The organism is Plantactinospora sp. A48, from assembly GCF_055793945.1.
The window spans coordinates 13,650-34,236 of sequence record NZ_JBTIXF010000019.1 but is presented as its reverse complement, the minus strand read 5'-3'; the positions used below and the strand labels follow the sequence as shown (position 1 = coordinate 34,236).

Below are 20,587 nucleotides of genomic sequence, written 5' to 3'. Positions count from 1 at the left end.
GTCTCGTCCCGTTGCGCGGCGATACGGACGTCCGTGATGCGACGTAGGTCACGGGGGAATTGGGTGGTGATCGGGGCGCTTTCCCAGCGCCAGCCGGTGCGGGGTCGCACCCGGATTCCTCCGGATGCGACCCCGTTCTGCCCGAATGGCGGGATCCGCTCGACCGGGGTCGTGCGGATCATGACCCAGCGCGTCGTCGGGACCAGCCGTCGCTCAGCCGGCGGTCTCGGCGCTGACCTTCTGCTCCTTGGCAGGAGCCTTCTCGGCCTCGGCGCCGGCCTTCTGCTGGGCGTCCGTCCCGGCCGCCGGCGCATCGGCGGCCTTGCCGACCGTCGGAACGATCCCGGCGAGACCGGACAGCATCTGACCGAGCTGCGAGGTGACCGCGTCCTTCTGCCGGGTGAGGTCCTCGACCTCGCGGCGGGCGGCCTGGGTGGTCAGTTCGGCCTCGGTCCGGGCCTCGTTGAGCACCCGGCTGGCCTCGCTGCGGGCGTCACCCAGGGTGCGCTCGGACTCGGCCTTGGCCTTGGCGATCAGATCGGCGGCGCTGCGCTCGGACTCGACCCGGCGCGCCTCGGCGCGCTGCTCGATCTCCTTCGCCCGCTCCTGCGCGGCGTTGGCCCGCTGCTCGGCCTCGGCCACCAGCCGCTGCGTCTGGGCGACCTGCGTGGCGTGCCGCTCGGACTCCTCCCGCTCGGCCCGCTCGCGCCGCTCGGCCAGTTGCAGTTCCAGGGCCTGGAGGTCCTTGTCGCGCTTGTCCCGGGCGTCGGTGAGCAGCTTGGTCGCCTCGGCGCGCTTCTCCTCGGCCTCGCGGGCCGCCTTCGCCCGCTGCTGGGTGATCTCGCGCTCGGCGGTGGCCCGCAGGGTGGACACCTCACGTTCCACCATGGACTTGAGCTCGGCGACCTCGTGCGCGGTGACCGTACGCAGTTGCTTGGTCTCCCGCTCGGCGTCGGCGCGCAGCGTGTCGGCCTCCCGGCGGGCCTGCACGCGGACCTCGGCGGCCTCCCGCTCGGCGGCGGTGCGCACGTTGCCGGCCTCCCGGTCGGCGTTCGCCTTCATGGCGGCCGCCTCGGCGCGGGCCTTGTCGGTGATCTCCCGCGCCTCCAGCCGGGCGGCCGAGAGGATGCCCTCGGACTCGCGCTTGGCCTCGCTGCGGTGGTCGTTGGCCTGCTCCTCGGCGAGCCGGAGGATCTGCTCGACCCGGGTGCCCAGGCCGGACAGCGTGGGTCGGTTGTTCTCCTCAAGCTGCTTGTTGGTCTCGGTGAGCTTCTGCTCGACCGCGGCCAACCGCTGCTCGGCCTGGCGGAGCCGGCGCTGGGCGTCGTTCATCCGCTGCTCGGCCTCGCCACGGGCCTGCTCGGACTGGCTCAGCGCGGCGTTGAGCCGCCCGACGAAGTCGTCGACCTGGGCCCGGTCGTATCCGCGCAGCTGGATCGTGAAGTCGGGTTGTGTGTTGGCGTTATCGAAGAACGCCAGAGGGGAGGACTGCTGCTGGGGCATTGGCACATACTTGCAGACTCCCCAGGGGGCTTCGCAAGAGCACGGCACCGCTATCGGCCTCCGCCGGACAAGGTGGACCGGAGTCACCCGACGCGATTCTCCGGCGGCCCGCGCCGGACCGGATGCTCCAGCGATCTTGGCAGGTCGAGGGCCGTCCCGGGTGGCGACCCGCAGGTCCCGGCCCCGGCGCGGGGCAGGTTGTCGCGATGGCACCGGCAGCGGATTTACCGCTCGATCGATTTCGGTCCGGAATGCGCGTTGACGCATAGACCGATTGCGTCGCAGTGCCGCCGGAAAGCGAATACGGCATGATCGAATGTGTGCGCCGGTCCAGCGTTTCCGGTGGCGGTCGGCCACCGTCCGTCACGTACCCCCGGCGTTGTGGCTGGGTTTCTCCGGCGTTCGTGGCGGCGACGGTCACCGTCCGTCCCCACCCGGCCGTCACCGACGGTTCGCCGCCGAGCACCGGCAGTCGGCCGGGTCGCCGGCCGCCGGCTTTCCGTCGGTCACCTCACCGGCCGCGGAACCGGTTGATCGCGGTCTCGTGTCGGGCCCGCAGTTCGGGGTCCCGGATCCCCAGGCCGTCCCGTGGGGCCAGGCAGCGGACCGCGACCTTGCCCTGGTGGGCGTTGCGGTGGACCTCGTACGTCGCCTGCCCGGTCTGCTCCAGCGGATAGCTGCGGGAGACGGTCGGGTGGATCCGGCCCCGCGCGACCAGCCGGTTGGCCTCCCACGCCTCGCGGTAGTTCGCGAAGTGGCTGCCGACGATCCGCTTCAGGTGCATCCAGAGATAGCGGTTGTCGTACTGGTGCTGGTAGCCGCTGGTCGAGGCGCAGGTGACGATGGTGCCGCCGCGCTTGGCGACGAAGACGCTGGCGCCGAAGGTCTCCCGGCCCGGGTGCTCGAAGACGATGTCCGGGTCCTCGCCCACCGACCGGTTGCCGGCCCCGTGGGACGAGCGCGCGCCCAGCCGGCCGGTGAGTTCCCGGATCCGTTCGCCGAACCGGCGCCACTCGGCCAGGTCGGGGGTCTGCTCGTCGGCCCAGAACCGGAAGCCCTCGGCGACCCGGTCGATGATCAGCTCGGCGCCCATCCGCCGGCACAGCTCGGCCTTCTCCGGTGAGGACACCACACACACCGGCACCGCACCGCCGTTCAGAGCGAGCTGGGTGGCGTAGCCGCCGAGGCCGCCCGAGGCACCCCAGACGAGCACCACGTCACCCTGCTTCATGTTCGCGCCGTGGTGCGAGACGAGTTGCCGGTACGCGGTCGAGTTGACCAGCCCGGGACTGGCCGCCTCCTCCCAGCTGAGGTGACCGGGTCTGGGCATCAACTGGTTGGCCTTGACCACCGCCAGCTCGGCCAGGCCGCCGAAGTTCGTCTCGAAGCCCCAGATCCGCTGCTGCGGGTCGAGCATCGTGTCGTCGTGACCGGCGGCGTCCTCCAGCTCGACCGACAGGCAGTGCGCCACCACCTCGTCGCCGGGACGCCAGCGGGTCACCCCGGCGCCGACCCGCAGCACCACGCCGGCCGCGTCCGAACCCACCACGTGGTACGGCAGGTCGTGCCGTCTGGTGAGCGCCGACAGCCGGCCATAACGGCGCAGGAAGCTGAACGTCGACAACGGTTCGAAGACGCTGGTCCAGACGGTGTTGTAGTTGATCGCGCTGGCCATGACCGCGATCAGCGCCTCCCCGGGGCCCAGCTCGGGGGTGGGCACCTCCTGAACGTGCAGTGACTTGCGGGGGTCGCGGGCGGCGGTCGGCAGCCCGTCGAACATCTCGGCCTCGTCGGCCCGCACCACCACCCCGCGGTAGCTCTCCGGCACCGCCATGCCGGCCATCCCGGCCAGCTCCCGGGCGGGGTCGGCGGAACCCTCCGCCGCCATGATCGCTTCTAGGATGTCCTGCACGCCGACCTCCCGATCGTCCGCACCGGCCCGGCGGGTGGCTGCCATCGTCGAGGGCGGGCGGAGCCCGGCACCAGGTCGGGAGCTGACACCAGCGCGCCAGCGGCGCCTGTGTGCCGCAGGATGTTACTGAACGGTAGTTAGGGCGCGGAAGTCACCTGTGACAAACTGCACCACCCCCGCCCGTCCCACCCCCACGCTGGTCAACCGTCCGCGGGTACGTCCGCGACCGCATCGGCCGCCGGCCAGGCCGCTGACGTACCCGGGACCATCACCGCGGAGGTCAGCGGCCGGCCAGCCGGGCCACGATCGGGGCCGCCGCCTCCAGGTTGCCGCCCAGGTGCAGGTAGCTGATCCCGAACCGCTCGCGCAGCGCCAGCAGCCGATCGACGCAGGCCGGCACGTCCCCGTGCAACGCCACGGGCGAGTCCGCCAGCGTCTCGACGGGCAACCGGGCGGCGTGCGTGGAACTCGACCGGTGCTCTCCGCCGCGGTGCCGCACCCGCACGTCGAACATCCGGAGCTGGAACTCCAGGATCCCCGGGTCCCGCCCGGCGGCCCGAGCGGCGGCACGGGCCCAGCCCAGTTTGCGGTCCAACCGGTCGGCGGCCAGGTCGGCGGCGGCGGTAAGCGGGTCCACCCCGGCGGCCAGCCGAGGATTGATCCCGACGATGTCCGCGGCCCGGCCGGCCAGTTCCAGGACCCGCCGGCTCCCGCCGCCGATCAACAGCGGTGGCCCGGCCCGGCGCACCGGGCGGGGCAGGCCGGTCAGTCCGGTCACCCGGTAGTGCGGGCCGGCCGTGCTGACCGGCCCGCCCGCGAACAACGCCCGGAGCAGGTCGACCGACTCGGCCAGCCGGTCGACGCGGACCTGCGGCGGGTCGAACGGCAGACCCAGCGCGTCGTGGTCGGCGGGCAGCCAGCCGGCGCCCAGACCGATCTCGACCCGGCCGCCCGAGAAGACGTCGAGGTTGGCCAGCGCCCGGTGCAGCACGGCCGGATGGCGCAGATCGTTGCAGAAGACCAGGCCCAGCACCCGTAGCCGGCTGGTCGCCTCGGCCGCCACGGTCATCGCGACCACCGGGTCGAGGGTCCAGCCGCCGGTGAGATGGTCGGAGACGGAGACGGAACTGAACCCCAGGTCCTCGATCCGGCGGAGCTCCGCCCGCCACCGGGCCACCGGCCGGTCCAGCGGCGGCATCGAGGTGGTGAACCGGAACGGTTTCGGCCGTCCCGGCTCCCGGCCGAACCCCGGACCAGGCGCCGGGTCCGGGGCCGGGTCGACCGGTCGGCCCGGTTGCGTCTGCGTCCCGATCTCGTCCTCCCACCATCGGCGCCGCGCTCCCCGTCGCCGATGTAACCACTGGTCAACGGCGGTTCCAGGGTCCCAGTCGGATCACCGACAACGGGTGCCGATCCGCGTGGCGGCCCTTCCGTCGACCCGTACCGGCTGCCTAGCGTGACGCCGACGACCTCGGCCCGTACCGGCTGGCCAGCCTGCCGACGGCGGCCCCGGCCGGACCGACCGTCGGGTGTGACGCCGACGGCCCCGGCGGCCCCGGCGGCGGCCGTGCCGGGCGGTCGAGGAGCCCGCCCGGTGTGAGGAGACGGCGATGACGGTGCTGTACTTCGACCCCCCGATGACCGACGACGAACGCCGGCATCGACTCTTCGCGGGGGACCTGGTGGTCCGGTCCGCCACCGCGCACTCGATGGCCCTGGTGGCCTTCGCCCGGCAGATGGTGGAACGCGCGTTCGCGCCGTACCCGCCGCCGCTGGCCCAGCGGCACCTGACGGGGCCCGCGTACGTGGAGATCCTGGCCCGGCTCAAGCCCGACTTCATCAACCACGCCCGCAGCGTCGAACTGGTCCGGGGCGTCCTGGCCGACCTGGCGGTCGACCCGGCCGAGACGTACTTCGACGTGCCTCGGCTGCGCACCATGACCAGCGGGTTCCTGAACGCGGGACTGACCCTCCAGTTCAGCCCGCACCGGGACACCTGGTTCTCGGCACCGATGTGCCAGGTCAACTACTGGCTGCCGGTGTACGAGGTCGCCGAGGACAACGTGATGGCCTTCCATCCGGCGTACTTCGACACCCCGGTGCCGAACAGTTCGGCCGGGTACGACTACGCGGAGTGGGTCGCGTACGGGCGTACCTCGGCGGCCCAGCAGGTGGCGGTCGAGACCCGGCCCCAACCCCGGTTGACCGCCGAGCTTCCACTGGAACCGGACCTGCGGGTGATCACGCCGCCCGGCGGCATCCTCGGGTTCTCCGGGGCCCAGTTGCACACCACGGTGCCGAACACGTCCGGCCGGACCCGGTTCTCGATCGACTTCCGGGTGGTGAACCGGCGCGACATCGAGACCGGTGCCGGTGCCCGCAACGTCGACTCGGCCTGCACCGGCACCACCCTGGGAGACTTCCGGCGGGTGTCGGACCTGGCGCCGTTGCCGGCCGAAGCCCTGCGCTGAGCAGGGGCGTCGCGACGACCGCCCTGCGGGCGGCGGTCGTCAGGGGGTCGCTGGCTCGACCAGTTCCACCAGGACCCCGCCGGCGTCCTTCGGATGGACGAAGTTGACCCGCGAACCGGCGGTGCCGCGCTTCGGTTCCGGGTACAGCAGCCGGACGCCCCGCTCGCGCAGCGCCGCGCTCGCCGCGTCCACGTCGCGGACGGTGTACGCGACCTGCTGCACGCCGGGCCCGTGCCGGTCCAGGAACTTCGCGATGGTCGACGACTCCGACAGCGGGGCCAGCAGTTGGACGCAGCCGCCCGCGCTGGTCGGCCCCACCTGGAGCATCGCCTCGCGTACCCCCTGTTCCTCGTTGGTTTCCACGTGTACGCAGCGCATCCCGAAGACGCGCTCGTGGAACTCGATCGCCGCGTCGAGATCGGCGACCGCGACGCCGACATGATCGATACGGATCAGCCCGATCTCTGTGACATAGTCGGCGGCGGGCTCGGTCCGGTTGTTCTCGGCCATGGCGCTAGTCTGGCCTAACAATCGTTAAGGCGTACGGTCGGCACCCCTCGGAGGCGAGAAAGCCATGGTCACGGCGAACGCAGGAAGCGAGCACGGCGAGTCCCGCGAGCTCGGGCGGGCAACCGGATCGGTGATCGTGGCCGGTGCCCGTACCCCGATGGGCCGGCTGCTGGGCAATCTCAAGGACCTGCCGGCCACCCGGCTCGGCGGGGTGGCGATCAAGGCCGCGCTGGAGCGCGCCGGGGTGGCCCCCGAGCAGGTGCAGTACGTGATCATGGGCCAGGTGTTGCAGGCCGGCACCGGTCAGATCCCGGCCCGGCAGGCGGCCGTGGAGGCCGGCATCCCGATGTCCGTGCCGGCCCTGACCATCAACAAGGTCTGCCTCTCCGGCCTGGACGCGATCGCCCTGGCCGACCAGCTCATCCGGGCCGGCGAGTTCGAGATCGTGGTGGCCGGCGGCATGGAGTCGATGACCAACGCCCCGCACCTGCTGACCGGGCAGCGACAGGGCTACAAGTACGGCGACGTGACCGTGCGGGACCACACGGCACTGGACGGCCTGACCGACCCCTGGGACTGCTGCTCCATGGGTGAGTCCACCGAGCGGCACGGCACGACCCGGAACATCAGCCGGCGGGAGCAGGACGAGTTCGCGGCGGCCAGCCACCAGCGGGCCGCCACGGCGCAGAAGAACGGCGCGTTCGCCGAGGAGATCACCCCGGTGGTCATCCCGCAACGCAAGGGCGACCCGCTGGTGATCAGCGAGGACGAGGGGATCCGGCCGGACACCACGGCGGAGTCGCTGGCCAAGCTGCGTCCCGCGTTCACGAGGGACGGGACGATCACCGCGGGCAGCTCGTCGCCGATCTCCGACGGCGCCGCCGCCGTGGTCGTGATGAGCAAGGCCAAGGCCCGGGAACTCGGCCTGGACTGGCTCGCCGAGATCGGGGCGCACGGCAACGTGGCGGGCCCCGACAACTCGCTGCACTCCCAACCGTCCAACGCCATCGAGCACGCGCTGCGCAAGGCCGGCCTGACCGTGGCGGACCTGGACCTCATCGAGATCAACGAGGCGTTCGCGCAGGTCGGCGTCCAGTCCATCCGCGACCTCGGGGTCAGCTCCGAGATCGTGAACGTCAACGGCGGCGCCATCGCGCTGGGCCACCCGATCGGGATGTCCGGCGCTCGGCTCGTGCTCACCCTCGCGCTGGAGCTGCGGCGCCGGGGCGGCGGTACCGGCGCGGCGGCGCTGTGCGGCGGTGGCGGCCAGGGCGACGCCCTGATCGTCCACGTTCCGGCGGCATGAGGCAGGCGCCGCGGCGCAGCCGCGACGTACCGACCCTGGTCGAGCGGGCCCGCTCGGGTGACCCCCGGGCGGTCGCCCGGCTGATCACGCTCGTCGAGTCCGGCGACGAGCTGCTGCCCGAGATCGCGGCGGCGCTCGCCCCGCACGCCGGCACGGCCCAGATCGTCGGACTCACCGGCTCACCCGGGGTGGGCAAGTCGACCACCACGAACGAGCTGGTCCGGGCGTTGCGGACGCACGGGCACCGGGTGGGTGTGCTGGCCGTCGACCCGTCCAGCCCGTTCACCGGGGGCGCGATCCTCGGCGACCGGGTCCGGATGCAGGAGCACGCCACCGACCCCGGCGTCTACATCCGGTCGATGTCCAGCCGGGGCCACCTCGGTGGGCTGGCGGCGGCGACCCCGCAGGCGGTCCGGGTGCTGGAGGGCGCCGGTTGTGACGTGGTGCTGGTGGAGACCGTCGGGGTGGGCCAGGCCGAGGTGGAGATCGCCTCGCTGGCCGACACCACCCTGGTGCTGCTGGCGCCGGGGATGGGTGACGCGATCCAGGCGGTGAAGGCCGGCATCCTGGAGATCGCCGACATCTTCGTGGTCAACAAGGCGGACCGGGACGGCGCCGACGCCACCGTGCGGGACATCCAGGGCATGATCGCGCTGGGGGAGCGGGCCGCCGGGCAGTGGCGTCCCCAGGTGATCCGCTCGGTGGCCGCCCGGGGCGAGGGGATCGAGGAGATCGCCTCGGCCATCGACAAGCACCGGCACTGGCTGGTCGAGCACGGCGAGCTGCGCCGCCGTCGGGAGGCGCGGGCCGCCGCCGAGGTCGAGGCGATCGTGCTGGGCGTGCTGCGCGCCCGGATGGCCTCACTGCGCGACGGTACGGCGTTGAGCGCGCTCGCCGCGAAGGTGGCGGACGGTTCACTCGATCCCTACACGGCGTCCCGGGACCTGCTCGACCAGATCGAGGGCTGAGCGACGTGGGGGCCCGGCGAGGTCCACTGTGACTGGTACCGTCGCCCAGATCCGGTGGCCGGGACGGCGATGGCCGCGCCGACGCCGGGGCCGCTCGGGACAGGTGAGGGAGACTCGGTACAGGTGAGCGAGATCAGCGTGGGCGAGACCGCGGACCAGGAGCAGACCCTGCGCCTGGAGCCGGCCCTGAGCCTGGAGCCGGCCCCCGGGTCGGACGTCGCGGCCGGTTCGGCCCCCGGGCTGGATGGCTCGGCCGTCGGTCGGGCGGAGCCACCTGCTCCGGTGCTCGACGAGGGCGACCCGGCCCGGGGCGCCACGAAGGTCTCCGGTGAGGTCGTCGAGAAGATCGCCGGTGCGGCCGCCCGGGAGGTGCCGGGCGTGGTCGAGCTGGGCGGCGACGTCGCCCGGTTCGTCAACACCGTGCTCGACCGGGTCGGGCTGACCGAGGTGGGCGACGCCCGCCGGGGCGTCTCGGCGAAGGTGACCGGGAGCGACGTGGTCATCGACATCGTGATCGTGATCGATGGCGGGTACGTGGTCCACGAGGTCACCGAGGCGGTCCGGTCCCGCGTCACCGCCGCGGTACGCCGCTTCGGCCTGCGCGTCACGGCCGTGAACGTCGAGGTGGACGACGTGGCACTGAACCCCCCGCCCACCGCCTGACCCCCGCCCCGCCCATCCGACGGGAAACTGACAGTTCGGCCGCTCCCGGGTGGGTTTGTCGTACCGTCGCCTACGGCAATCCCCTGGTCGCGCACAGTGACGACCACGTCGAATTGGGAGCGGGCCGTTGAGCGGTAACCAGGAGACCATCGCCGTCGTGGTGGTCACGTACCACAGTGAGCGGCTGCTACCCGACCTGATCGCCTCGCTCGGACCGGGCCTCGGCGAGCTGCCCTGGCACCTGACCATCGCGGACAACTCGGCGGATCCGGCGACGCTCGACACGCTGCGCCGGCTGGCCCCGGCCGCCCGGATCGTCGACCTGGGCCGCAACGCCGGGTACGCGGCCGGGATCAACGCGGCGGTCGCGGCGGCCGAGCCGTACACGGCGATCCTGGTGCTCAACCCCGACGTACGGCTGGCGCCGCGCTGCGGACCGGAACTGCTCGCGGTGCTGCGCCGGACCGGCGCCGGCATCGCGGTACCGCAGCTCGCCCGGGGGGACGGCGGGACCATCCCGGTGCTGCGCCGGGAACCGACGGTGCTGCGCGCGCTGGGTGACGCGGTGCTGGGCAGCCGGCGGGCCGGCCGCTTCCCGGTGCTGGGCGAACTCGTCACCGGGCCGGCGTACTACGCCGCCGAGTCGACGGCGGACTGGGCGGCCGGCGCCGCGATGCTGATCAGCGCCGAGTGCTGGCGCCGGTGCGGACCGTGGGACGAGTCCTTCTTCCTCTACTCCGAGGAGACCGACTTCGCGCTGCGCGCCCGCGACGCCGGGCTGGCCACCGTGCTCGCTCCGGCGGCCCGGGCGATGCACCTGGAGGGCGACTCGAAGGTCTCACCGTGGCTGTGGAGCCTGCTCACCCTGAACCGGGTGCGGCTCTACCGCCGCCGCCACCGGCTGGGGTCCGCGGCGGCCTACTGGGCGGCGGTGCTGCTGCGCGAGGCGAGTCGCGCCGCGCTGGGCAACCCGGCCAGCCGGGCCGCCGCGGCGGCCCTGCTCAGCCCGGCCCGGCTGCGCGCGACACCCGGTCCCCAGCGGGAGGCGACCCCCTAGCGGGTCGCCAGAGCGCCAGCATCCGACGCGGTCGGCTCGGTGCCGCCGGCTCGACCCGGTCGGCTCGGTGCCGCCGGTCGCGCAGCCTGTTCAGCGGCGCCGGGCGCGGAGCCGGCGCAGGGAGCGGGCCGCGGCGCGACGGGCGAACTCGGCCAGTTCCAGGCCGCGCAGCGCCGGCCCGCCCAGGAAGCGCAACGCCGACCGGCTGAACGCGGTCGGCGCGAACCAGCCGGCGCGCAGCGCGTCGTGCACCCCGGGCAGGTCGGTCACCGGCCGGGGTAGCCGCAGCAGCATCCCGAGCGGGAAGAACTGCCGGCCGGTGTGGAAGTCCAGCGCCACGAACTCGCGCAGTCCCTCCCGGCGGGCGAAGGTGGCGGCCCGGCGGTCCGGCGCGATGCCGTCGTACTTGCGGTTCCACACCTCGACGGCGGCCAGGTGCGCGGCCCAGGACGGGTCGTACCGGCGCCAGGCGTCCCGGCGCCACGGGTGGGCCAGCACGCTGAAGCCGGCCTCCGCCGACACCTTCGCGAGCAGCTCGGGGATGTCCGGGAGCGCGCCGAAGAACGGCACGTCCCCCCAGACCGGCACGTGGACGACGTTGTCCGCGTCGTTGTACTCGATGCCCGGCACGAGCAGCACCCGCGCGGTGCTGGCCGCGGCGCAGGCGGCCCGGTAGGCGTCCCAGTCCCCGGCCGCGAAGCTCCGGCTGTGCTCGCTGAGCAGCACCACGTCGTAGCCGCGCCGGCCGAAGGCGGCGGCGAGGTCGGGGAGGCTCCACGAAGCGTCGTCCGACCACTCCGAGTGGACGTGCGCCGCCGCCCGGACGGTCCACCGCCGGTCCGGCTCACCGGCCGGCGCCGCGTCGGGCCCGGTCATCCGTGCCTGCGCAACTGCCGGACCAGGGTGTCCCGGGTGTCCCGGACCAGCACCGGCAGCTCGCCGCGCCGGACGTGGTACCACCGGGTGCCGCGTACCGGGCGGACCATCGCCAGCAGCGTGTCCGTCCGCGACGGCCAGCGCCCGGCGTCCGCACCCCGCCCGCCGCGCAGCACCGCGAGCAGGTGGACCAGCTCCCGGCCCAGGTGCCGGACCAGCAGGTGGGGAGCCTCCGCCTCCGGCGGCGTCGGCCGCCAGCCGGGATCCAGGGCCGCCCGGACGGCCCATTCCGGGTACGCCAGCCCACGGTGCCGGGCCAGCGCCATGCTGCCCCAGGTCCGCCCGTTCAGTTCCATGAACCACGGCCGGCCCGCCCGGTCCCGGAGCATCTCGATCATGAAGATTCCGTGCCAACCGGCCTCGCTGACGAAGCGGCGTACCGGTTCGACCAGTGCCGGGTCCACCGGGATCGAGCGGCAGGCGCTGGAACCGGAACCGCGCGGGTTCATCATCCGTACCCGGCGGTGCGCGGAGAGCCCGTACAGCTCGCCGCCGGCCGCGAAGCCGAACAGGCCCTCGCCGACGCCGTCCAGCCGGGGCTGCACCACGACCGGACCGCCGAGTCCGGCCGCGCGGCGCCGCAGTTCGGCGGGGGTCGTCGCGACCGTGCCGGCCGGTCGGTGCAGACCACGTTCCCCGGGTACGACCGCCAGCCCGCTCTTGAGCACCCACGGCCCGCCCTCAGCCGGCGGCTCCGCCGGGCCGGTCGTGTGCGGCACCCGGAACCCCGCCCGCTCGGCCAGGGTGAACTGCTCCCGCTTGTCCAGCGCGAGCCTGGCCTGGGCGCCGCGCGGACCGGCCAGGGGCACGTCGGCGGGCAGCACCCGGTCGCACAGCCAGATGGCCGCGTCGTCCAGCGGCAGCACCACGTCCGGCCGTTCGGTGGCGAGTACGGCCCGCAGCCCCGCGCCGGCCGCCTCGTGATCGGTCGCCGGGTCGGGTACGCCGACCAGCCGGACGCCCCGGACGGCGGCCAGCGCGGGCGCCCGGTCCCGGTCGGTCGAGCCGCCCCGGCCGGATCGTCGGGCGGCGTGGAACGCGACCACCTCGAACCCGGCGTCCCGCAGCGACCAGGCCGACTCGATGGCCGCGAGCGCGTCGGCGAACCCGATCAACACCCGGTTCACCGCCACCTCTTGACCAGTCCGACCGCCGTGCCGCGGAGCTGGCGTACCAGGGGCGGGCCGGCCAGCACCTCGGCCCGGACCCGTTCCGCGGTGTCGTCCCGGCGGACGCTGTACCGGGGTTGGAGCCAGGCGTTGCGGCGGGCCGGGCGACGGTCGCTGGTGTAGACCCGCCGGTAGCCGAGCCCGCGCAGCCGGCCCAGCACCCGCCGGTCGTACGCGCCGAGCGGGCAGGCCGCGACGTCCACCGGCGCCCCGATCGTCTCGGCCAGCCGGTCCCGGGCCGTCACCAGCTCGTCCCGGTCGTCCCGGGCGTCCATGCCACGCCACGGCAGATGGCGCATACCGTGCGAGCCGACGCCCATGCCGGTCCGGTGCAACTCGCGTACCGCCTCGGCGTCCAGACTGCCCGGCCGGCCCAGGCGGCCGGCCAGCACGAAGAAGTCGGCGGTCAACCCCCGGTCCAGCAGGGCTGGCAACGCGATGTCGAGGTCGGAGGCGTTGCCGTCGTCGAAACTGATCCGCACGTCCGGCCGGTCGACCAGCTCGTCCAGGATCCGCCGGAACGGGTCGAGGGCCACCCAGTAGACGTCCTCGCCGGGTTCCAGCCGCCGGCCGGGGGCGCCAACACCATGGAAGCAGACATTCAACACTCGGTCGTCGCGCATCGCGGGTCCTCGCCTGGAGACTGGGTCGACGTATCGCGATGGTAGGTCTGAGCAGCGGATACGGCCGTTCGCCGGGCCGTCGTCGCCGTGTCGGAGGGCCGCCGCGTCGGGAACCCGACTGGCGCCGGGGCGCGAGCGGCAGATCGGCGCCGGTCGCCTTAGGGATCGTTCAGGGTCCTCAACTACACTCGGACCCAGTCGAGGACTCGAGGAGGAGCCCCCCGGATGAACGCCGACGAGATCGCTGCCGGCCGGGCACGCTGGCAGGCCCGGTACGACGCGGCGCGCAAGCGCGACGCCGACTTCACCACCCTGTCGGGGCTGACCGTCGACCCCGTGTACGGCCCGCCCGAGGGCACGGCGTACCCCGGCTTCGAACGGATCGGCTGGCCGGGCGAGTTCCCGTACACCCGGGGTCTGTATCCGACCGGCTACCGGGGGCGGACCTGGACGATCCGGCAGTTCGCCGGCTTCGGCAACGCCCAGCAGACCAACGAGCGGTACAAGATGATCCTGGGCGCGGGGGGCGGTGGCCTGTCGGTCGCCTTCGACATGCCCACCCTGATGGGCCGCGACTCCGACGACCCGCAGTCGCTCGGCGAGGTCGGTCACTGCGGCGTGGCCATCGACTCGGCCGCCGACATGGCCGCGCTGTTCGACGGCATCGACCTGGCCGGGGTCACCACCAGCATGACCATCTCCGGCCCGGCCGTTCCGGTGTTCTGCATGTACCTGGTCGCCGCCGAGCGCCAGGGCGCGGACCTGTCCAAACTGGACGGGACCCTCCAGACGGACATCTTCAAGGAGTACATCGCGCAGAAGGAGTGGCTGTTCGAGCCGGCTCCGCACCTGCGGCTCATCGGTGACCTGATGGAGTACTGCGCGAACGAGATCCCCCGCTACAAGCCGCTGTCGGTGTCCGGTTACCACATTCGCGAGGCCGGTTCGACCGCCGCGCAGGAGCTGGCGTACACCCTGGCCGACGGCTTCGGCTACGTCGAGCTGGGGCTGTCGCGGGGCCTGGACGTGAACCGCTTCGCACCCGGGCTGAGCTTCTTCTTCGACTCGCACGTCGACTTCTTCGAGGAGATCGCCAAGTTCCGCGCCGCCCGCCGGATCTGGGCCCGCTGGCTGCGGGACGTCTACGGCGCCACCGACGAGCGGGCCCTCTGGCTGCGCTTCCACACCCAGACCGCGGGGGTGTCGCTGACCGCGCAGCAGCCGGTCAACAACGTCGTACGCACCGCCGTGGAGGCGCTCGCGGCCGTGCTCGGCGGCACCAACTCGCTGCACACCAACGCCCTGGACGAGACCCTGGCGCTACCCACCGACTCCTCGGCCGAGATCGCCCTGCGTACCCAGCAGGTGCTGATGGAGGAGATCGGGGTGACGAACGTGGCCGACCCGCTGGGCGGCTCCTGGTACGTCGAGGCGCTCACCGACAAGATCGAGGCGGAGGCCGAGGAGATCTTCGCCCGGATCCGGCAACTCGGCGGCGACGGTCCGCACCGGATCGGCCCGATGACCTCCGGCATCCTGCGTGGCATCGAGGACGGCTGGTTCACCGGCCAGATCGCCGAGGCGGCCTTCACCTACCAGCAGGCGCTGGAGAAGGGCGACAAGAAGATCGTCGGGGTGAACTGCCACACCGGCACGGTCGCCAAGGAGCTGGAGATCCTGCGCATCTCGCACGAGGTGGAGTTGGAACAGCGCCGGGTGCTGGCCGAGCGCAAGAACGGCCGGGACGCCGCCACGGTCGACGCGGCACTCAAGCGGATGGTCGAGGCGGCCCGGGCCGACGAGAACATGATTCCGGCCATGCTCGACGCGGTGCGCGCCGAGGCCACCCTCGGCGAGATCTGCGACGCCCTGCGTGCCGAGTGGGGCGTCTACCGGGAGCCCGCCCGCTTCTGACGAAAGGAAGGGCACCTTCTTATCGCTTTTTGTATAGGAAGGGGCCCTTCCTAACGCCTCCGGAGGGGTGCCCTGGCGTGCCGTGGGGCCGGGCTGCGGCGGCCCGGACCGGCGGCTCGGTGTGACGTGGACCGCACCCTGCGGGGTCGTCGGCGTTGCCGACGCGGCGTGCGAGACTAGATAACCATGAGCGACCCACGTACCACCCCGTCGATCTTCACTCGCGGCGCGGTAGACCTGAGCGCGTTGCGCAGCAACACCCCGGCCGCTCGGCCCGCTCCCGCCCCGGCCACAGCCGCCGACGGCCCGGCGGGAGGCGCCGCCGGTGGACCCGTGGGAGCCGGTCCGTACGGCGGCGGGGGCGTCGTCGTCGTGGATGTCACCGAGGCCACCTTCCAGTCCGAGGTGCTGGAGCGGTCGATGACCATCCCCGTGGTGATCGACTTCTGGGCCGAGTGGTGTGAACCCTGCAAGCAGCTCTCGCCGGTGCTCGAACGCCTGGCCGCCGAGGGCGCCGGCGCCTGGGTGCTGGCCAAGATCGATGTGGATGCCAACCCGCGGCTCGCGCAGATGTTCCGGGTCCAGGGCATCCCCATGGTGTACGCCGTGGTGGGCGGTCAGCCCCTCGACGCGTTCTCCGGAGTGGTGCCCGAGGCGCAGTTGCGGCAGTGGATCGGTGCCGTGCTCAAGGCCGGTGGCGTCGCCGTGGAGGCCCCCGAGGACCCGCGCCTGGCCGAGGCGGACGACGCGCTCATGACCGGCGACCTGGACGCGGCGGAACGCGCGTACCGGAAGATCCTGGCCGAGACCCCGGCGGACGCCGCCGCGGGGGCGGGCCTCGCCCAGGTCGGCCTCGCCCGCCGGGTCACGGATGTCGACCCGCGCGAGGCGCTCGCCGTCGCGCAGGCCAACCCCGACGACGTCCCGGCGCAGTTGCTGGCCGCCGACATCGAGGTGCTGAGCGGGCAGGCCGAGCAGGCGTACGCCCGGCTGGTCGGCCTGGTCCGTCGGACTGTCGGCGACGACCGGGAGACGGTACGGCAGCATCTTGTCTCGTTGTTCAGCGTCGCCGGACCGGATGACCCGGCCGTTGCCGCCGCTCGGCGGGCCCTGGCCAGCGCCCTCTTCTGATATGTAGAGGAGAGCGGGTGTGCAGCCCGGCCGGACCAGGGACGGGAGAACTTGATGCGCCGGATCGCGGTCCTTGACGCACCCTCCAACCTGGGACTCCGGCCGCCCACCCCCAGCGCCGTGCCGGGCTGCGCCAAGGCGCCGGGCGCGCTGCGCGACCAGAGCCTGCTCGCCCGGCTCGGCGCGCGGGACGCCGGCTGCCTCACCCCACCCCGGTACGACCCGGGTGACTGGCGCCCCGGCGACGGGGTCTGCCACGCCGGCTCGATCTCGAGATACTCGGTCGCGCTCGCCGACCGGATCGGCGCCATCATCGACGCCGGGGAGTTCCCGGTGATCCTCGGCGGTGACTGCTCGATCCTGCTCGGCTCGGCGCTCGCGATGCACCGGTTGGGCGAGGAGGTGGGCGGTCGGGTCGGTCTGGTGTTCGTCGACGGACACTCCGACTTCCGGCATCCGGGCAACGCCTCGTACGTCGGCGCGGCGGCCGGCGAGGACCTGGCCCTGGTCACCGGGCGCGGGCAGGCGGACCTGGCCGCCATCGAGGGCCGCCGGCCGTACTTCCGGGACATCGACGTGGTGGTGCTGGGCATCAGGGCCCAGGACGAGTACCGGCTGGATCTTCAGGCTGCCGGCATCCTGCACCGGCCGGTGCCGCAACTGCGTGCGGAGGGTCCCGCCCGGACGGCTCAGTGGGCCCACGAGGAGTTGTCGGACTGCGCCGGCTACTGGGTACACGTGGACGTCGACGTGCTGGATCCGGCCGTGATGCCGGCGGTCGACGCGCCCGACCCCGGCGGCATCGCCTTCCCCGAGCTGGAACTGCTGCTCGCCGGGCTGGTGGACACCCCGCACTGCCTGGGCGTCGAGATCACCGTCTTCGACCCGGACTACGACCCGGACGGGACGTACGCCGCGGAGATCGTGAACACCCTGGTCGCCGGCCTGGCCCCGGTCGCCCACCCCGATCCCGGCCTGCGCCCCGGCTCCGGTGGTTCTGCCGGCGCCGCCGAGCGGGCCGATCCCCGGGTGGACGACGCTCCGGTTGGCGGATTCACTGGTGCTGGTGCTGGTGCTGGTGCTGGTGCTGGTGCTGGTGCTGGTGCTGGTGCTGGTGCTGGTGCTGGTGCTGGTGCTGGTGCTGGTGCTGCGCGGACCGGTCCGGGGGTGGGCGATGGTCTGGCTGGTCTGGTTTTCCCGGTGGGTCCGGTCGTCTCGGGCGGTGCCGCGCGCCCCGATGTCGCACACCTCGATGCCGAACGCCCAGCCGAGGCCACCGGTCTGGCCGAGCCACCGGCCCGGCCGCCGGCCGCACCCGGCCCCCGGGCTGCTCCCGCACCCGGCCCCCGGGCTGCTCCCGCCGCCGTCCCGGCGGACCGGGCCGGGGCCCTTCGTGACCGCCGTACCCCGGTGGCGGGCCGCGGCGACGGCGACGGCGGCACCATCGGCGCGGGCCGGGTCGGCGGGCTGCGTCGGGACCGGAAGGATCCTGAGGACGGCGTCGGGGTTCCCCGGGCGCTGCGCCGGGACCGGGACGAGGACTGGCTCGGTCTCCGGGGCGGCGGAACCGGGTTGGGGGCCCGGCCGGCGGATGCGGTGGGCCCGCCGCCAACGGCCGGACCGGGCCGGTTGCGCCGGTCGCCGGTCACCGATCAGGACGAATCCGAGGTACGCGACCCCGAGGATGTCGAGGACTCCCCATCCGCCAGAGGCATCGCCTGACCGTTCGTCCCGCCCAGTTCGCCCGGCACCCGTCCCAGGACCACGGATCGTCTGCCGCCCGTCACCACCGACCAATGCCTGCCGCGCTCTCGTGTGATGCCTGACCGCGGTCTCTGCCATCGTGTGGTGCCTGATTTCTCGTACTCGGTGCGGTACGCCTCACGCCGAAATGTCGGCTCTGGTCGGGTCTGTTCCTTGGCGCGTATGTCGTCGGGCCGATCATCGCGACCGGTGTTTCGGTCGTACGCACGTGCGAATCTGTCGTCATGCGGGAGGCGCTGGCACGGGTTCATGAGGCGGTCGACGACTGCCTCGACGCGCCGGTGTGGTCGCTCGACGGGCCTGACCTGCTCGATGCCCTGGACGCCGCGTTGGCGGCCCAGCGCAAGACGACAGCGCTGGTGCTGAGCCTGGTCCACCGGTCGGACAGCACCGGGCTGGCGCGGGAGCAGGGCGCGACCTCGACCGTCGCCTGGCTTCGACAGCGGCTGCGGATGTCCGGAGGTGCGGCCCGGGCCCTGGCGGAGGACGCGGCCCGGCTCGAATCCGGCCCGGCCCTCCTGCGCGATGCCGTGACGGCGGGCCGGGTGTCGATCGACCAGGCGCGAGTGATCTGGCGGGTGGTCTCGACGGTCGACCGTGAGGCTGGTGCGGTGGCGGCGGACAAGGCGGTCGGGATCCTCCTCGACTGGGCGAGCGAGTTCGATCCCGAGGGGCTTCGTAAGCTCTCCGACCGGATCCTGGAGCATGTGGCGCCCCAGGTCGCCGAGGACGCGCAGCGGCGAGGGCTGGAAGCCGCGGACGCGGCGGCTCAGCGGGACCGCTATCTCAACCTGTCGCCCACGGGAGACGGACGGATACGGCTGTCCGGCCTTCTAGATGTCGAAACGGGTGCGCTGCTGCGGGCCGCCCTGGACCCGCTCGCCCGACCGGCCCGCCAGACCATGGCGGAGCCGACCGGCAGCCCCGGCACCGCTTCGGCTCCCGGTCTCGGTCCTGGTACCGCTCTCGGTTCTGACCTCAGCTCTGGCTCCGGGTCCAACGGTGGCTCCGGGCCCAACGGTGGCTCCGAGTCGTCGGCTGGCGACCGCGAGCCTGCTCGGGTCGACGGCCGCAGTCCCGGCCAGCGCCGCCATGATGCCCTGGCCGATCTGTGCCGGCTGGCCCTGCACGCGGGAGAGCTGCCGGGCAGCGGTGGTGAACCGACCCAGGTCGTCGTGACCACGTCGTTCACCGCCCTGGCCGGTCGGCTCGGGGCCGGCATGTTGGATACCGGCGCGGCGCTGTCGGCGGAGGCGGTACGCCGGCTCGCCTGTGACGCGCGGATCCTGCCGGCCGTCCTGGACGGGCAGGGCCAGGTCCTTGACGTGGGCCGGCAGCGACGGCTGTTCACCGGGCCGATCCGCCGTGCCCTGATCGTCCGCGACGGAGGCTGCGCCTTCCCCGGCTGCGACCGGCCTCCGAGCTGGACCCAGGGCCACCACATCAAGCATTGGTCGGCCGGGGGCGAGACAAGTGTCGGCAACGGTGTCTTGTTGTGTGCATACCACCACCGGGTCGTGCATCACGACGGCTGGTCCGTCCGGATGGCCCTGGACGGACTCCCCGAATTCTTGCCTCCAGCATGGATCGACCCGACCCGGCGGCCACGCCGCAACGCCTACCACCGAAGATGCTGAGATCCGCAGTCGTGACGGACGCTACCGAGATCCCGGGTCCCGGTCGGCTGATGCTGAGCGGGTACCGCCGCCGGCCAGGTCGTCGACCAGACTCCGTGCCCATCGGCCGATCGTGACTCCGTGCCCATCGGCCGATCGTGGCTTCGTGCCCATCGGCCGGTCCTGGGTGTCGGCCGGCCGTCGGCGCTGAACACCGGTGGGCCGGCTGGCACGCCGGCCCAGGCCAGGCGATCACCCGGGCGCGAGGACCAGCGTCAGCCGCGCCGGATGTTCGCCTGGGCCTCGGTTGCCTGGCCGCGTACGTCCTGAGCGGTTGACCGGCCCTGTTCCCGTACCGTCGAGGCGCCCTCGGCGGCGCGGGACCGCACCTGGCCGGCGGCCTCCTGCGCCGGTTGGCGCAGATTGTCCTGTACCTGGTGGGCGGCGCCGCTGAGCTGTTGCTTGATCTCGTCGGAGTGCTCCCCGAACTTGCCCTTGGCCCGGGCGGCGAGCTGTTGCTCGCGGCCGGAGGGCGGCAGCAGCGAGGAGACGAGTACGCCCAGACCGAAGGCGACCAGACCGGCGGCGAGCGGGCTGCCCTGGATCCGTTCCCGCTGCGCGTGCCCGGTGTGCCCAGCCTTCTCCCGGGCCGTGTCCGCCATGGAACTGGCTCTGTGCTGGACGGAACCGGCGGCCTCCCGCATCGAGGAACCGGCCTGGTGGGTCGCCGAGGACATTCTCGCCCGACCGTCCCCGTCGCCGGCCGCGGTACCCATCATCCGGTCCTTGAACGCCGTCATCCGGCCGCGTGCCTGATTCATCTTGTCGCCGGCCACCCGCCGTGGGTCGACCCTGTTGCCCAGGGCGTCCACGTTTCCACTCAGCTCGTTCCGGGTGCGTTCGATGTCGCGTCGAATCTCATCTGGTTCGGTCATCGCGCCACTCCTCACTGATCTACCGGCGGCCCTCGCCGTCGGGTCCGGTGGTCTGATCTACCGGCGGCCGTCCTCGTCGATCCGGTGGACTGATCTACCGGCGGCCCTC

Annotated in this window: 16 protein-coding genes and 1 pseudogene; 9 read left to right on the top strand and 8 right to left on the bottom strand. The window is 73.1% G+C overall.

Going from position 1 to position 20,587, the window contains the following annotated elements; all coding sequences use genetic code 11:
• Positions 1-213 precede the first annotated feature (213 nt).
• The 3 genes from ACXN5W_RS12915 to ACXN5W_RS12905 form a co-directional block, all read right to left on the bottom strand.
• Positions 214-1,503 carry a DivIVA domain-containing protein gene (locus ACXN5W_RS12915; protein ID WP_473158473.1) on the bottom strand — a complete coding sequence of 430 codons (1,290 nt, stop codon included), beginning with the start codon at positions 1,501-1,503 and terminating at the stop codon, positions 214-216.
• Between the two features lie 511 nt (positions 1,504-2,014).
• Positions 2,015-3,415 (bottom strand): crotonyl-CoA carboxylase/reductase, encoded by a 1,401-nt coding sequence (gene ccrA / locus ACXN5W_RS12910; protein WP_473158472.1) that lies wholly within the window; start codon positions 3,413-3,415, stop codon positions 2,015-2,017.
• A 280-nt stretch (positions 3,416-3,695) separates the two neighbouring features.
• Positions 3,696-4,727 carry a TIGR03621 family F420-dependent LLM class oxidoreductase gene (locus ACXN5W_RS12905; RefSeq protein ID WP_473158527.1) on the bottom strand — a complete coding sequence of 344 codons (1,032 nt, stop codon included), beginning with the start codon at positions 4,725-4,727 and terminating at the stop codon, positions 3,696-3,698.
• Positions 4,728-5,025: 298 nt separating this feature from the next.
• Here ACXN5W_RS12905 and ACXN5W_RS12900 point away from each other — a divergent pair, with 298 nt between their 5' ends.
• Positions 5,026-5,886, top strand: coding sequence for a hypothetical protein (locus ACXN5W_RS12900; protein ID WP_473158471.1), 861 nt, complete (start codon positions 5,026-5,028; stop codon positions 5,884-5,886).
• Between the two features lie 39 nt (positions 5,887-5,925).
• On the opposite strand, the gene mce is transcribed toward ACXN5W_RS12900, so the two are convergent.
• Positions 5,926-6,396, bottom strand: a complete 471-nt coding sequence (mce, locus tag ACXN5W_RS12895) for a methylmalonyl-CoA epimerase (protein WP_473158470.1) — start codon at positions 6,394-6,396, stop codon at positions 5,926-5,928.
• 64 nt (positions 6,397-6,460) lie between these two features.
• On the opposite strand from mce, the gene ACXN5W_RS12890 reads away from it, so the two are divergent.
• The 4 genes from ACXN5W_RS12890 to ACXN5W_RS12875 all read left to right on the top strand — a co-directional run bounded on the left by ACXN5W_RS12890 (position 6,461) and on the right by ACXN5W_RS12875 (position 10,390).
• The gene (locus ACXN5W_RS12890; protein ID WP_473158469.1) at positions 6,461-7,702 is read left to right on the top strand and encodes an acetyl-CoA C-acetyltransferase; all 1,242 of its coding nucleotides are present in this window, start codon (positions 6,461-6,463) and stop codon (positions 7,700-7,702) included.
• Complete coding sequence (meaB, locus tag ACXN5W_RS12885; protein ID WP_473158468.1) at positions 7,699-8,670, top strand: methylmalonyl Co-A mutase-associated GTPase MeaB; 972 nt, start codon at positions 7,699-7,701, stop codon at positions 8,668-8,670. The genes ACXN5W_RS12890 and meaB overlap by 4 nt, the downstream gene beginning before the upstream one ends.
• A 123-nt stretch (positions 8,671-8,793) precedes the next feature.
• Positions 8,794-9,333, top strand: coding sequence for an Asp23/Gls24 family envelope stress response protein (locus ACXN5W_RS12880; RefSeq protein WP_473158467.1), 540 nt, complete (start codon positions 8,794-8,796; stop codon positions 9,331-9,333).
• Between the two features lie 127 nt (positions 9,334-9,460).
• Positions 9,461-10,390 (top strand): glycosyltransferase, encoded by a 930-nt coding sequence (locus ACXN5W_RS12875; RefSeq protein WP_473158466.1) that lies wholly within the window; start codon positions 9,461-9,463, stop codon positions 10,388-10,390.
• A 90-nt stretch (positions 10,391-10,480) separates the two neighbouring features.
• Here the strand turns inward: ACXN5W_RS12875 and ACXN5W_RS12870 are convergent, their stop codons facing one another.
• From ACXN5W_RS12870 to ACXN5W_RS12860, 3 genes are read right to left on the bottom strand one after another with little or no spacing between them, the layout of a single operon-like run.
• The gene (locus ACXN5W_RS12870; protein ID WP_473158465.1) at positions 10,481-11,266 is read right to left on the bottom strand and encodes a PHP domain-containing protein; all 786 of its coding nucleotides are present in this window, start codon (positions 11,264-11,266) and stop codon (positions 10,481-10,483) included.
• The gene (locus ACXN5W_RS12865; RefSeq protein ID WP_473158464.1) at positions 11,263-12,453 is read right to left on the bottom strand and encodes an ATP-grasp domain-containing protein; all 1,191 of its coding nucleotides are present in this window, start codon (positions 12,451-12,453) and stop codon (positions 11,263-11,265) included. The genes ACXN5W_RS12870 and ACXN5W_RS12865 overlap by 4 nt, the downstream gene beginning before the upstream one ends.
• Positions 12,450-13,118: a polysaccharide deacetylase family protein gene (locus tag ACXN5W_RS12860; RefSeq protein WP_473158463.1), complete on the bottom strand. Its 669-nt coding sequence runs from the start codon at positions 13,116-13,118 to the stop codon at positions 12,450-12,452. The genes ACXN5W_RS12865 and ACXN5W_RS12860 overlap by 4 nt, the downstream gene beginning before the upstream one ends.
• Positions 13,119-13,343: 225 nt before the next feature.
• Between ACXN5W_RS12860 and ACXN5W_RS12855 the strand changes: the two genes are divergently transcribed.
• From ACXN5W_RS12855 to ACXN5W_RS12840, 4 genes and pseudogenes are all read left to right on the top strand, one after another.
• Complete coding sequence (locus ACXN5W_RS12855) at positions 13,344-15,032, top strand: acyl-CoA mutase large subunit family protein (protein WP_473158462.1); 1,689 nt, start codon at positions 13,344-13,346, stop codon at positions 15,030-15,032.
• Positions 15,033-15,218: 186 nt separating this feature from the next.
• Positions 15,219-16,163: a tetratricopeptide repeat protein gene (locus tag ACXN5W_RS12850; protein ID WP_473158461.1), complete on the top strand. Its 945-nt coding sequence runs from the start codon at positions 15,219-15,221 to the stop codon at positions 16,161-16,163.
• A gap of 51 nt (positions 16,164-16,214) precedes the next feature.
• A pseudogene (locus tag ACXN5W_RS12845) lies at positions 16,215-17,129 on the top strand (arginase family protein); the annotation flags it as partial.
• A gap of 1,022 nt (positions 17,130-18,151) precedes the next feature.
• Positions 18,152-19,564: an HNH endonuclease signature motif containing protein gene (locus ACXN5W_RS12840; protein WP_473158460.1), complete on the top strand. Its 1,413-nt coding sequence runs from the start codon at positions 18,152-18,154 to the stop codon at positions 19,562-19,564.
• A 254-nt stretch (positions 19,565-19,818) separates the two neighbouring features.
• On the opposite strand, the gene ACXN5W_RS12835 is transcribed toward ACXN5W_RS12840, so the two are convergent.
• On the bottom strand, positions 19,819-20,478 hold the full coding sequence (locus ACXN5W_RS12835) for a DUF3618 domain-containing protein (protein ID WP_473158459.1): 660 nt from the start codon (positions 20,476-20,478) through the stop codon (positions 19,819-19,821).
• Positions 20,479-20,587: the final 109 nt, after the last annotated feature.